The organism is Bifidobacterium moraviense, assembly GCF_012932365.1.
Taxonomy (GTDB): domain Bacteria; phylum Actinomycetota; class Actinomycetes; order Actinomycetales; family Bifidobacteriaceae; genus Bifidobacterium; species Bifidobacterium moraviense.
This window is the reverse complement of sequence record NZ_JAAIIH010000001.1, coordinates 689,895-703,117: the sequence shown is the minus strand read 5'-3', so window position 1 is coordinate 703,117 and position 13,223 is coordinate 689,895. Positions and strand designations below refer to the sequence as shown.

Annotated in this window: 9 protein-coding genes; 4 read left to right on the top strand and 5 right to left on the bottom strand. The window is 67.8% G+C overall.

Going from position 1 to position 13,223, the window contains the following annotated elements; all coding sequences use genetic code 11:
* Positions 1-32: 32 nt before the first annotated feature.
* Positions 33-1,040 carry a formate/nitrite transporter family protein gene (locus G1C96_RS03120; protein ID WP_335341909.1) on the top strand — a complete coding sequence of 336 codons (1,008 nt, stop codon included), beginning with the start codon at positions 33-35 and terminating at the stop codon, positions 1,038-1,040.
* 40 nt (positions 1,041-1,080) lie between these two features.
* Here G1C96_RS03120 and G1C96_RS03115 read toward each other — a convergent pair whose 3' ends face one another.
* From G1C96_RS03115 to purC, 4 genes are all read right to left on the bottom strand, one after another.
* Positions 1,081-2,193 (bottom strand): VanZ family protein, encoded by a 1,113-nt coding sequence (locus tag G1C96_RS03115; protein ID WP_169275243.1) that lies wholly within the window; start codon positions 2,191-2,193, stop codon positions 1,081-1,083.
* Positions 2,194-2,490: 297 nt separating this feature from the next.
* Positions 2,491-3,468 (bottom strand): aldo/keto reductase family protein, encoded by a 978-nt coding sequence (locus tag G1C96_RS03110; protein WP_169275153.1) that lies wholly within the window; start codon positions 3,466-3,468, stop codon positions 2,491-2,493.
* A gap of 197 nt (positions 3,469-3,665) precedes the next feature.
* Positions 3,666-7,406: a phosphoribosylformylglycinamidine synthase gene (locus G1C96_RS03105; protein ID WP_169275152.1), complete on the bottom strand. Its 3,741-nt coding sequence runs from the start codon at positions 7,404-7,406 to the stop codon at positions 3,666-3,668.
* A 194-nt stretch (positions 7,407-7,600) separates the two neighbouring features.
* Positions 7,601-8,350: a phosphoribosylaminoimidazolesuccinocarboxamide synthase gene (gene purC, locus G1C96_RS03100; protein WP_169275151.1), complete on the bottom strand. Its 750-nt coding sequence runs from the start codon at positions 8,348-8,350 to the stop codon at positions 7,601-7,603.
* A 161-nt stretch (positions 8,351-8,511) separates the two neighbouring features.
* Here purC and G1C96_RS03095 point away from each other — a divergent pair, with 161 nt between their 5' ends.
* Positions 8,512-9,846 (top strand): MFS transporter, encoded by a 1,335-nt coding sequence (locus G1C96_RS03095; RefSeq protein WP_169275150.1) that lies wholly within the window; start codon positions 8,512-8,514, stop codon positions 9,844-9,846.
* Positions 9,847-9,916: 70 nt separating this feature from the next.
* Positions 9,917-10,285, top strand: coding sequence for a VOC family protein (locus G1C96_RS03090; protein ID WP_169275149.1), 369 nt, complete (start codon positions 9,917-9,919; stop codon positions 10,283-10,285).
* Between the two features lie 161 nt (positions 10,286-10,446).
* Here the strand turns inward: G1C96_RS03090 and purT are convergent, their stop codons facing one another.
* The gene (purT, locus tag G1C96_RS03085; protein WP_169275148.1) at positions 10,447-11,757 is read right to left on the bottom strand and encodes a formate-dependent phosphoribosylglycinamide formyltransferase; all 1,311 of its coding nucleotides are present in this window, start codon (positions 11,755-11,757) and stop codon (positions 10,447-10,449) included.
* A gap of 230 nt (positions 11,758-11,987) precedes the next feature.
* Between purT and G1C96_RS03080 the strand changes: the two genes are divergently transcribed.
* Entirely contained in the window at positions 11,988-13,190 is a 1,203-nt protein-coding gene (locus G1C96_RS03080; RefSeq protein ID WP_169275147.1) for a pyridoxal phosphate-dependent aminotransferase, read from the top strand.
* The last annotated feature ends 33 nt before the right edge of the window (positions 13,191-13,223 follow it).

Here is a 13,223-nt window from a genome sequence, read left to right as displayed (position 1 = left end):
GAGATGTGAACATGCAGGAGAGGGAACACATCGTGAATCAGCACATGAACGACCGGAACGCGAACCAGACCGCGGGCGCGGCGCCCGCAACGGGAACCGGAACCGCCGCATCGTCAGCGCCCGTCGCGGGCGTGGCCGCGGCGCCCGCGCCCGCCATGCACCCGCTGTTCCCCGGACGCACCTTCATCAGCACCGTCCTCGACGCGCTCGACAGCAAGGAGGAGATGACCGGCACGCTGCGCGGCAAGTACATGCAGCGCGCGGTGATGGCCGGATTCTTCGTCGGCATCTTCTTCACCACGTTCTTCGTCATCTCCGCCACCTTCGGCGCCCTCGGCCCGCAGATGGCGCTCGCCGGCAAGGTGCTCGCCTGCCTCACGTTCGGCTGGGCGCTGGTGCTCATCTACTACACCAACTCCGAGCTGCTCACCTCGAACATGATGATCGTGTCCATCGGCGCCTACCACAAGCGCATCGGATGGCTGCACTCGCTGCGCCTGCTCGGTCTGTGCCTGCTCGGCAACCTCGCCGGCGGACTCATCGTCGCCATCCTGCTGCGCTGCTCCAGCATCACCGACGGCGTCACCCTCACCCAGATGATCGCCGCGGCCACCACCAAGACCGCCTACGTCACGCAAGGCGTCGGCGGCATCGCCGACCTGTTCGTGCGCGCCATCTTCTGCAACTTCTGCATCAACATCGGCATGCTCATGGTATACAACGGCAAGCTCGTCAACGACTTCACCAAATGCGTCATCATGGTCGTGGTCGTCTTCGTATTCGCCTACCTCGGCTTCGAGCACTCCATCGCCGACTCCGTCCTGTTCCTCATCGTCGGCCTGCACGGCGCCATCAACCCATGGCTGGCCATCGCCACCATCATCGTCGTGCTGCTCGGCAACTTCGTGGGCGGCGGCCTGCTCATCGGCCTCAACTTCGCCGTCATGAACGACACGCCGCACAACACCCGCCCGCAGGTCTCCGAATTCAACGAGTCCGCGCTCGTCCACCTTGAAGCGCCCCGTCCCGCCGGACTGTGAGCGCGGATTCCCGGAACACCGGTTCCCGGGACACGGGCCCTCACACGCCCGCGCCCGCGGACGGCTTCGACGGGCGCATGGCCGGGGCATCAGGCATCGCGGAGCCGTCCGCCGGACGCCCAGTCCACGGATCGGCCGGCACCAGATCGTACGGCATGCGCCGCGCGAACAGGTAGAACACCGCCAGCGTCAGCACGAACTTGCCCGACCAGCGGACCATGTCCGGGAACGCCACCACCATCAGCGCGCCCGTGCGCAGCGCATAGAACACGGCCCGCCGCCAGCCGGACCGCGGTCGCGTCTCGCAGGTCATATGCGTGAAGCTGCCGCCCAGCGTCGACCCACCGCGACGCGCCGGCACCAGCAGCTCGAACGTCAGCAGCGCCGCCACCGAGATCAGCTGCTGCAGCGGCACGCCGCCCACCATGATCGGCTGCCACGGCGAGCCATCCGGCAGCACGAGCTCGTTGTACGCCAGCGTGGCCAGAATCGACGCCGGCCCCGCCGTGATCGTCACCAGCGTCATGTCGATCACGAACGCGATGAGACGCCGCACCAGCCCCGGATTCATCACCGTCGTCAGATCGGCCTCGCGCACCGGGAACCGGCGGTTGAGCGCCAGCGCCGCAAGGAAGCCGATCACCGCGCCGAGCGTGTTCGTCGCCAGATCATCCACGTCGAACAGCCGGTACGAGCACGGAAACAGCCCCAGCAGACCGGTCAGCTGCATCGTCTCAATCGCCAGACTCGTCAGGAACGCGAACGGCAGCGCCACGCGGAACCGCCAACGGAACACGCGCCCCATGATGAAGCCAAGCGGCAGGAAGAACACGACGTTCAGAGCCAGCTGCATCACCGCGGAAAGGCCGTCCGAACGGATGTCCACCACGAACTGCAGCGGGTCAAGCTGCGGCGAGAAATGATGCGTGGCGCAATAGGCTGCGGGATTCTCCGGCATCGGATACAGCGTGAAGCACACCAGACCGATCGCATACAGCACCGTGCCGTACGCCACCACCGCCTGAGCGAACCGGATGCGGTTGTAGCGGTGATACAGCAGCGCCAGTACCGGCACCGTCAGCGCCGCCGCCGCGAACGGCCACAACGCCAACGCCAGCAGGAACGGCCTGGAAAAATACTCGAGATACCCCATCGCCGCCACTACCTCCCCGAAGATCACGAAACTTCCGAACGCCGGAATACCGGAACGAACGCGGTTCATCCTACCGCCGCAGCCGGCGGCGCGGCATCATTCTCGGGAACGGTTCTGGACGGCTGCGGGACATCCGTCGGAAGGATGCAGGGCATCCGCTGGGAGGAAACGAAACGTCCGGTCCGCGGATCCTGAGATGCGAAAAAGGCATGGATCCGCGAACCGGACATCGTGTCGCGCAGGAGAAGACGCTCAGTCTGCGTGGCTCACAAACCTGCGCGGCTCAACCCGTGCGGCTCAGCCCACGTGGCGCTCGAAGCGCGTGAAGCCGAGAATCGACTCGATCTCGGCCATCGCATCGGCCGGGATCACAAGTCCGGACGCCTTGAGGTTGCTCTCCAGCTGGCTCGGACGGCTCGCGCCGGCGATCACGCAGCTGATCTCCGGATGCTGCAGGATCCATGCCAGCGACAGCACCGCAAGGCTCACGCCCAGCTCGTCGGCCACGGCGCGCAGACGCTCCACCTTGTCGAGGTTCGCGTCGGTGAGCAGGTCGTTGATCTGATGGTCCGACTGCCACGTGGCGCGCGAACCGGCCGGCAGCGGCTGGCCCTTGCGGTACTTGCCGGTGAGCAGGCCCTGCGCCAGCGGCGAGAACGTGGTCAGGCCGATGCCATGGCGGCGGCAGACGCCCATGATCTCATGCTCGATGTAGCGGTCCACCATGTTGTACTGCGGCTGCACCACGGTGATGGGGTAGAGGTTGTAGCGGTCGATGATGCGCTGCGCCTCCTCCAGGCGCGCGCCGCCCCACTCCTCGGACACGCCGTAGTAGAGCACCTTGCCCTGCGCCACGAGGTCGCTCATCGCGCGCAGCGTCTCGGTCAGGTCGCACGACTCGTCGAAGCGGTGGCAGTAGTACAGGTCGACGTAGTCGGTGTCGAGGTTCTTCAGCGTCTGATCGATGCTCTCGAAGATGTGCTTGCGCGACAGGCCACGGTCGTTCACGCCGTCTCCGGTGGGGAAGTACACCTTGCTGGAGATCACGAGCTCGCGGCGCGGGTACTGCTTGAGCACGCGGCCCAGGAACCGCTCGGCGTCGCCGCCCGAGTAGGCGTCGGCGCAGTCGAAGAAGTTGATGCCGGAGTCGAACGCCAGCCGCACGACCTCGGTGGCGCGCTCCACCTGCTCGGCGTCGGTCAGCTGCGTCACCCAGCTGCCCAGCGCGATCTCGCTGACCTTGAGTCCCGACTTGCCTACGTTGCGATACTGCATGCTCCGCTTGCTCCGTTTCCCGCCGCGCGTTGTTCCGCGGCGGTTGTGAAATCGATTTCTTCCGCCCTTACCGTACCGCATTGCGCCGATATGCGCCCGGAAACGCGACTGGCGGGAGAGAACCCCTGAAAGGATCCCCTCCCGCCAGTCAGCGACGGTCAGGCGTCAGACGGATCGCGCGCAGTCGCGCGGCCGCGTCAGGCGGCGAAGTACTCCACGCCAGCCTCGAAGATCGGCTGGACCTTGTCGCCGGGCACGTTCACGTACAGGCCGTTGCCGCTACGCTCCGAGTGGCCCATCTTGCCCAGCACGCGACCGTCGGGGCTGGTGATGCCCTCGATAGCCAGCAGCGAGCCGTTCGGGTTCACGTCGAGATCCAGGCCGGGCACGCCGGCCTCGCTCACGTACTGCGTGGCGATCTGGCCGTTGGCCTTGAGCTGCGCGAGCACGTCGTCGTTGGCCACGAAGCGGCCCTCGCCGTGCGAGATGGCGACCGTGTGGATGTCGCCGACCTCGGTCTTCGCCAGCCACGGCGACAGGTTCGATGCGACGCGCGTGCGCACGAGCCTGCTCTGGTGACGGCCGATCGTGTTGAACGTCAGCGTCGGGCACTCGGCGGTCATCGGCACGATGTCGCCGAACGGCACCAGACCCAGCTTGATGAGCGCCTGGAAGCCGTTGCAGATGCCCAGCATCAGACCGTCGCGGTTCTTGAGCAGGTCACGCACCGCGTCGGTGACCGCGGGAGCGCGGAAGAACGCGGTGATGAACTTCGCGGAGCCGTCCGGCTCGTCGCCGCCGGAGAAGCCGCCGGGGATCATGACGATCTGGCTCCTGCGGATCTCCTCGACCAGCGCCTCGGTGGACCTGGCCACGTCGGCGGGCGTGAGGTTGTTGACGATGAGCGTGGACACGTCCGCGCCGGCGCGCTCGAAGGCGGCGGCCGAATCGTACTCGCAGTTGTTGCCCGGGAACACCGGGATCACCACGTGCGGCTTGGCCACGGGAGCGCCCACGTACACGGTCTTCTTCGCGGCCTCGTAGCTCACCGTCTCCACGACGGCGTCCTTGTCGGCGCCCTTGGAGCGGTACGGGAACACGGACTCGATGCCGGACTCCCAAGCCTCCTGCACGTCGGCGAGGTCCAGGGTCTCGCCGGCCGCCGAGAAGACGTAGTCGGCGGTGGTGGTGCCGATCTCGCTGATCTCGACGCGGTTGGAGACGGCGGGGATCTTCTCGTTGTCCGCGAGCTCCACGATGAACGAACCGTAGGCGGGGGCGAACAGGTCGTCCACGGCGATGCCGTCGTTGAGCGCCACGCCGATGCGGTTGCCCAGCGTCATCTTGAACAGCGATTCGGCGGTGGCACCGTAGCCCGGCGTGGAGACGGCCAGCGCAACGCGGTGCGACGGGTCCGTGAGCTCCTCGATCAGCGAGAACGCTTCGAGCAGCGCATCCTTGTCCGGCGTGATGCCGTCCGCCAGATAGCGCGGCGCAATGCGCACGATGCGGTGGTCGGCGCCCTTGAACTCGGGGGAGGTGGCGCGGCGCATGTCGCCCACGGCCACGGCGAAGGAGATCAGCGTGGGCGGCACGTCGAGATCCTCGAACGAGCCGGACATGGAGTCCTTGCCGCCGATCGCGCCGGCGCCCAGATCGACCTGCGCCATGAGCGCGCCGAGCACGGCGGCCATGGGCTTGCCCCAGCGCTCCGGCTCATCGCGCAGCTTCTCGAAGTACTCCTGGAAGCTCAGATACGCCTTCTCGTGCTCGAAGCCGGCGGCGACGAGCTTGGCGAGCGACTCCACCACCGACAGGTAGGCGCCGGTGAACTGGTTCTTCTCCATGAGGTACGGGTTGAAGCCCCACGCCATGGCGGATGCCGTGGTGGTCTCGCCGAACACCGGCAGCTTGGCCACCATGGCGAGGTTCGGGGTGAGCTGGCGCACACCGCCGAACGGCATGAGCACGGTGCCCGCGCCGATCGTGGAATCGAAGCGTTCGGACAGGCCCTTGTTGGACGCCACGTTGAGGTCGGTGACCAGCGTGTGCATGCGCTCGGCGAGCGTGCCGGACTGCCACGGCGTCTCGTACGTCTGCTGCGCCTCGACGTGCACGGTCTGGTGCTTGGATGCGCCGTTGGAGGCGAGGAACGAGCGCCTGAGGTTCACGATCTCGTCGCCGTTCCACGTCATCACCATGCGCGGGTCCTCGGTCACGGTGGCGATCACCGTGGCTTCGAGGTTCTCCTCGCGGGCGTACCTCATGAACTCGTCCACGTCCTCGGCCGCTACGTCCACGGCCATGCGCTCCTGCGATTCGGAGATGGCCAGCTCGGTGCCGTCAAGGCCCTCGTACTTCTTGGGCACGGTGTTGAGGTCCACGTACAGGCCGTCGGCGAGCTCGCCCACGGCCACGGACACGCCGCCCGCGCCGAAGTCGTTGCAGCGCTTGATCAGACGGCAGGCGTCGCCGCGGCGGAACAGGCGCTGCAGCTTGCGCTCCACGGGCGCGTTGCCCTTCTGCACCTCGGCGCCGTCGAGCTCCAGCGACTCCACGTTGTGCGCCTTGGAGGCGCCGGTGGCGCCGCCGATGCCGTCGCGTCCCGTGCGGCCGCCGAGCAGGATGATCCTGTCGCCGGGAGCCGGGGTCTCGCGGCGCACGTGGTCGGCGGGCGTGGCCGCCACGACGGCGCCCACCTCCATGCGCTTGGCCACGTAGCCGGGGTGGTAGATCTCGTCCACCTGGCCGGTGGCGAGGCCGATCTGGTTGCCGTACGAGCTGTAGCCGGCGGCGGCCGTGGTCACGAGCTTGCGCTGCGGCAGCTTGCCTTCGAGCGTCTGCGAGACCGGCACGGTCGGGTCCGCGGCGCCGGTGACGCGCATGGCCTGGTACACGTAGGAGCGGCCGGACAGGGGGTCGCGGATGCAGCCGCCGATGCAGGTGGCCGCGCCGCCGAACGGCTCGATCTCGGTGGGATGGTTGTGCGTCTCGTTCTTGAACAGGAACAGCCAGTCCTCGTCGTGGCCGTTGACGTCCACCTTCACCTTGACGGTGCAGGCGTTGATCTCCTCGGACTCGTCGAGGTTCTTCAGGATGCCGTTCTTCTTGAGCCACTTCGCGCCGATGGTGCCCATGTCCATCAGGCACACGGGCTTGGCGTCGCGGCCCAGCTCGTGACGGATGGCGAGGTACTTGTCGAACGCGGCCTTCACGGCCTCGTCGTCGATGTGCACGTCGTGCAGCTCGGTGCCGAACGTGGTGTGGCGGCAGTGGTCGGACCAGTAGGTGTCGATCACCTTGATCTCGGTGATCGTGGGCTCGCGGCCCTCCTCGGCGAAGTACTGCTGGCAGAACTTCAGATCGGCGAGGTCCATGGCGAGGCCGCGCTCGTCGATGAAGCGCTGTCCGGCCTCGGCATCCATCTCGTCGAAGCCCGCGATGACCTCCACCTTGCCGGGCGTGGGCACCTGCGCCTTGAGCGTGGTCTTCGGCTCCAGCGAGGCCTCGCGAGCCTCGACCGGGTTGATCACGTAGTGCTTGATCGCCTCCACGTCGGCGTCCGTCAGGTCGCCGTCGAGCGCGTAGAGCTTGGCGGAGCGGACGGTCGGACGTTCGCCCTGCGAGATGAGCTGGATGCATTCGCTGGCCGAGTCGGCGCGCTGGTCGAACTGGCCGGGCAGGAACTCGGTGGCGAGCACCTTCGCGCCGCCGAAGTCAGGCAGGTCGGCGAAGACGTCGTCCACCTGCGGCTCGCTGAACACGGTGGGCGTGGCCTGGCGGAACAGCTCCTCGCTGATGCCTTCCACGTCGTAGCGGTTCACGATGCGCACGGACTTGAGCCCCGCGATGCCGAGGATCGTCCTGAGCTCGCCGGCGAGCTGCTGCGCCTCGACGTCAAAGCCGGGCTTCTTCTCAACATAGATGCGAAAAACCATTGCAGTTTTCCTTTCTCGATTCGTGAGGCTTCCCTCCGGGAAGGGCCTGTCGCCTCTCAATTCGTGAAGCTCCCCTCTAGGAGGGGAGCTGTCGCCACAGGCGACTGAGGGGAGGTCGTCATGATGCAGCGATACCTCCCCTCAGTCAGCTGACACTGACAGCTCCCCTCCCGGAGGGGAGCCACGACCAACGGTTACTTGACCTCGATGCCCTCGGACTTGGCCAGCTCGGCCAGACGGGACTCGATCTCCTCGTAGGCGGGGATGATGGAGCCCAGGCCGCGGCGGAACAGGTCCTTGTCCAGATGCTCGACCTTGCCGGAGTGGTCCTTCTGATCCCACAGGCGGCAGGAGTCGGGGGTGATCTCGTCGGCGAGCAGCAGCGTGCCGTCGGAGGTGCGGCCCATCTCGATCTTGAAGTCGACGAGCTTGACGTCGATCTTCGCGAAGATGTCGATCAGCGCCTCGTTGATGCGGCGGGCCAGCGGGGCGATCTCGGCGAGGTCCTGACGCGTGCACACGCCGAGGGCCACCAGGTCGTCGTCGTTGACGAACGGATCGTGCAGGTCGTCGTTCTTGAGGAAGTACTCGAGCACCGGCTCCTTGAGCGGCAGACCCTCCTCGACGCCGAGGCGCGAGCAGAAGTGGCCGGCGGCGGTGTTGCGCAGCACGATCTCCAGCGGGAACATGTCCATCTTGCGCACCAGCTGAGCGGTGTCGTTCACGCGCTTGACGAGGTGGCTGTCGATGCCGCGCTTCTTGAGCAGATCGAAGATGATGGTGGTGATGAGGTTGTTCAGACGGCCCTTGCCGGTGAAGTCCTCCTTCTTCTCGCCGTCGCCGGCCGTGGCGGTGTTCTTGTACTCGACCCAGAGCACCTCCGGATCGTCGGTCGCGTACAGCTGCTTGGCCTTGCCCTCGTAGAGCTTTTCCAGTTTCTCCATGACTCGCCTTCCAATTGTTCTTGTGGAGTGGAATTCTGGGTGAACTAACGGTAAAAGGCTACCAATCGCCGGCTACAACCGACACTCGTGGCAGCGAGGGGAGCGGCGCCGGCGCCGGCGCGGTGTACGGTGGGACGCGATCGCAGGGGAAGGGGCGCCGCATGGCATCGACGAGCGCATACGAACAGATCGACTCCCGCCCGCTCACCGGGCATCAGCGCAGCGTCATCGCGCTGATGGTGATGAGCAACATCGCCGAGTTCTTCGACATGTTCCTCATCGGGTTCGTCGTCTCCACGCTGACCGCCGCATGGCATCTCACCGGATTCGAGGCCGGCGCCATCCTCGCCTGCTCGGGGCTCGGCACGGTGATCGGGTCCATCGTCTGGGGGCACATGGCCGACCGCTTCGGGCGCAAGCGCGCGCACGCGTGGTGCATCGTGTGCTTCGTCGGATTCACCGTCGTCTCCGTGTTCCTGCCGGACCGCGCATGGCTGCTGCTGGCGCTGCTGCGCGTGGGCGTGGGCATCGGCGTGGGCGGCATGAACATCACGTCCATCCCGTACGTGCAGGAGTTCGTGCCGGCGCGCCACCGCGGCCTGCTGAGCGGACTGGTGTCCGTGTTCATTCCGCTGGGCATGCTGCTCGGCGCTGCGGCGCAGGGCATCGTGGGGGAGAACTGGCGTGCGCTCATGGCGTTCGGCGCGGTTCCCGCGCTGCTGCTGCTCTGGCTGCACGCCGTGCCCGAGTCGCCGCGCTACTGGCAGTCCAAGGGACGCGGCGACAAGGCGCGCGAGGCGCTGGCATGGGCGATGGAGATTCCCGTCGACGAGGTGGGCGCGCTGCCGCCGGCGGAGCGTGCGGCGCAGGTGCGCTACCGCGACGTGATCATGCATCACGGCAGGTCGCTGCTGCTGGTGAGCGTCGGCTCGTTCTGCTTCATGCTCGGCGGATTCGCCGTGCAGTCGTGGGGCCAGACGCTGCTCAAGGACGCCTTCGGCTTCCCGGCGCGCATGGTCGGCGTGCTGTTCATCGGCGTATCGGTCGCGGACATGCTCGGACGCCTCGCCTCGGCATGGCTGGCGGATGCGATCGGCAGACGCGTCACCATGGCCGTCTTCGGCATGATCGGCGCGGCCGGATGCCTGTGGGCGGCGCTGTTCCACGGTTCCGGCTGGGCGTTCTACGCGGCCGTGCTCGTCATCATGACGTTCGGCGACGGCGTGTTCGGCATCCTCAACGCGTTCGGCGGCGAGCAGTTCCCCAACGACGTGCGATCCACCGCGCTGGGGCTCGGCTATGGCATCGGCGCGATCGCCAAGGTCGTGGGTCCCGCGTTCGTGGGCGCGCTCGCCGGCGGCGACTACGTCTCGCAGCACATCAGCCTGAACGTGGTGTCCACGGCGTTCGGGGCCTTCGGCGCCTGCATGGCGCTCGGCGCCGTGGTCTACCTGTTCGCGAAGGAGACGCGCGGCCGTCGGCTCGAATCGCTGTGAGCCGGGCGCGGCGCGCGGTTCTCGCCCATAATGGGAGATGACCATTCGCCACGTCATAAGGAGGTCAACGATGATCGATCATGTGGGACTGTATATGAAGGACGCCGCCGAACGCGCCGGCTTCTACGAGCAGCTGCTGGCGCCGCTGGGCTATGCGAAGAAGCTGGAGTTCCCCGGCGCGATCTGCTTCGAGAACGCTGAGGACGGCAGCAGCATCTGGATCGAATCCCCCAAGAGCGCCGACCAGCGGCTCGTCACGGAGCACATCGCGTTCCGCGCCAAGGACGAGGATGCCGTCAAGGCCTTCCACGCGGCGGGAATCGCCGCCGGCGGCACCGACAACGGCGCGCCGGGACCGCGCCCGAACTACGGGCCGACGTACTACGCGGCGTTCATCCACGATCCCGACGGCAACAACATCGAGGCGATGCTGCAGTAGGGGAGGCCGTTTTCGGTCATCCTGGGCGGAGCCGGCAGACGGAACCGAAGGGTTCCTGGGCCGTGAGTGCGGGGCAAGGATCCTTCGACGCTGGTCAAGGATCCTTCGACTCCGCTGCGCTTCGCTCAGGATGACCGAAAAAAATCTGCTGACGTGGGAAATCAGCGCACGGTGATGGTCAGCGCGTCAGCCACGTGCGCCGCTCTGGCGCGCGCGTCGGATTCGGAGGATCCCACGGCCAGCGCGACCGCCATGCGGCGGTGGCCGTGGACCTCCGGCTTGGCGAAGATGCGCAGGTCGGCGTTCGGATCGGTCAGCGCCTGCGCCACGTTCGTGAACTCGGCCTCGCCGTCGCCTGCCACGACGATGGCATGACTCGCGGCCACCGCGCCCTCCGGGATCGACAGCGCCACGTGCCCCGGCGTGATCGGCAGACCCAGGATCGCGCGCGCATGCAGCGCGAACTCGCTGAAACGCTGCGAGGCCATCGTCACCATACCCGTATCGTGCGGGCGGGGGGAGACCTCGTTGAACAGGATCGAACCGTCCGTGAGCACGAACAGCTCCACACCGAACACGCCCCAGCCGGTCTCGCCGGCGGCGCGCGCCCGGGCCACGAGTCCCTCCACCGCGGCGCGCGCGATGCGGCCCGCCTCCTCCAGCACGCCGCCGGTCGCGGCGGCCGGCTGCCAGGATTCGCGGTAGTCGCCCGACTCCTGACGCTGCCCGATCGGCGCGCACGTGACGATGCCATCCGACGACGAAACGGTGAGCACGGTCAGCTCGTAGTCCAGCGGCGCCAGCGCCTCGACGATCACGCGCGACACGTCGCCCTCGCCGGCGGCGCGGCGGCCCTCCTGCGCTTCCGTCCACGCGGCGTCGATGCCGGACGGATCGCGCACCACGGACTGCCCATGGCCGGACGAGCTCATCACCGGCTTGACGACGCACGGGTAGCCGACCTCCCGGGCGCCGGCGCGCAGCTCGTCGAGCGATCCGGCGAAGCGGTACGGGGTGGTGGGCAGACCAAGATCCTCATGCGCCAGCACGCGCAGCCGCTCGCGATCCATGCAGATGGCGGCGATCTCGGCGCTGGGCACCACCTGAATGCCCTGCGCCGCTGCATCGGCCAGCACCGACGTGGCGATGGCCTCCACCTCCGGCACGACGATGTCCGGCTGCACGTCGTCGAACAGCGCCTTCAGCGCCTCGGCGTCGGCCATGTCCAGCACGCGCGCCTCGTGCGCCACCTGCTGCGCCGGCGCGCCCGCGTAGGAGTCGGCCGCGCACACCCATGCGCCGAGCCGCATCAGCTCGATCGTCACCTCCTTGCCGAGCTCGCCCGCGCCCAGAAACAGCACGCGCGTGGGGCTCTTGCCCAGAGGGGTGCCCAGCGGGCGGTCGCTGGCGGGGAAGGAATGACGTTCGACGGCGCCCGCGTTGGGGGCGGAGGTGCTCTCGGTAGTGCTCATGGGGCCATTGTAACGACCCATAAGGAGCCGCTATAGCCACGCCGTTGTCCGGGAAACGCGGACGTCCTATGGTGGGTATCACCGGACGGGGAACCGGACCGGGCCAACGTACATTTCCAACTGCCAATTGCCAACACCGCTGCCGGCCGACCGCCATACGATCGGCCGGCAGCGTCATGCCTCGGGCCATCCGGGGCACGTCGAACCACACCGAAGAAAGAGGCCGACCCATGACGTCGTCCACATCGCCCATCGCATCGCTCATCTCGAAGAGGGCGCTCGACCTGCCCGGCAACCCGTTCGCCGAGGCCGACGCCCGCGCCGCCGCCGCGATCGCCGCCGGCGAGGACGTCATCGACCTGAGCAAGGGCAACCCGGACGGCGAGCCGCCCGAGTTCATGAAGGACGCGCTCGCCAGGGCCGCCTACGAGCAGATCGACTACCGGTACGCGCCGTTCGACGGCAAGCCGGAGTTCCTGAAGGCCGCCGCCGGCTGGTACGAGCGCCAGCACGGCGTGAAGGTGGACACGGCCACCCAGCTGCTCGCCACGTCGGGCTCCTCGGTGGGCATCTCCATCGTCATCGAGGCGCTCGTCGACGAAGGCGACACCGTGCTCGCCGTGGAACCCTACTACCCGCAGTACGAGGGCTCCACCGCCGTGGCCAAGGGACGGTTCGTCACCATCCCCACCGACGCCGCGCACGGCTTCCTGCCGGACCTCGACGCCGTGGACCCGGCGCTGCTGGACGAGGCGAAGCTGCTCATCCTCAACTATCCGAACAACCCCACCGGGGCCGCCGCCACGCCGGAGCTCTACGCCACGGCCGTGCGGCTCGCGCACGAGCACCACTTCGTGGTGATGAACGACTTCGCCTACGCGGGGCTGGGCTTCGACGAGAACCCCGCGATCAGCCTGCTGGAGACGCCCGGCGCGCTCGACGTGGCCGTGGAGCTGTGCTCGCTGTCCAAGATGTACATGGTGGCCGGCTGGCGCGGCGGGTTCGTGGCGGGCAACGCCGAGGTGCTGGCCGCCGCCAAGGCCGTGCACCGCCAGACCACGGTGCTCGCCTCCACGGTGATCCAGGAGGCCGGCGCCGCCGCGCTCGCGTCCGACCAGTCGTCCGTGCCGCCGCTGGCGCGGCGCTACGCCAGCCGCTACCGCGTGCTGCACGACGGCCTCAACGCGGCCGGATTCCACGTGCTCGACTCGCACGGCGGTCTGTTCGCATGGATGGAGGTGCCGGAGGGCGCCGGCACGTCCGACGAGTTCACCGACCACCTGCTGCACCGGGCCGGCGTGGCCGTGATGCCCGGCTCCTGCTTCGGCGCGTCCGGCGAGGGCTACGTGCGGTTGAGCCTGCTGCGGCCCGAGGAGGATCTGGCCGAGGCGGTGCGGCGCATCGTGGCGGACCGGGACCGCGCCGCCGAGTGACGCCGCGTCACGTGCCGACGTCGTCCCGCCGAG

Bases quoted from the DNA above. Each gene is read 5' to 3' on its own strand.
- G1C96_RS03115 (WP_169275243.1), bottom strand. From the start codon at position 2,193: ATGGGGTATCTCGAGTATTTTTCCAGGCCGTTCCTGCTGGCGTTGGCG.
- purC (WP_169275151.1), bottom strand. From the start codon at position 8,350: ATGGAGAAACTGGAAAAGCTCTACGAGGGCAAGGCCAAGCAGCTGTAC.
- G1C96_RS03095 (WP_169275150.1), top strand. From the start codon at position 8,512: ATGGCATCGACGAGCGCATACGAACAGATCGACTCCCGCCCGCTCACC.
- G1C96_RS03105 (WP_169275152.1), bottom strand. From the start codon at position 7,406: ATGGTTTTTCGCATCTATGTTGAGAAGAAGCCCGGCTTTGACGTCGAG.
- G1C96_RS03110 (WP_169275153.1), bottom strand. From the start codon at position 3,468: ATGCAGTATCGCAACGTAGGCAAGTCGGGACTCAAGGTCAGCGAGATC.
- G1C96_RS03080 (WP_169275147.1), top strand. From the start codon at position 11,988: ATGACGTCGTCCACATCGCCCATCGCATCGCTCATCTCGAAGAGGGCG.
- purT (WP_169275148.1), bottom strand. From the start codon at position 11,757: ATGAGCACTACCGAGAGCACCTCCGCCCCCAACGCGGGCGCCGTCGAA.
- G1C96_RS03090 (WP_169275149.1), top strand. From the start codon at position 9,917: ATGATCGATCATGTGGGACTGTATATGAAGGACGCCGCCGAACGCGCC.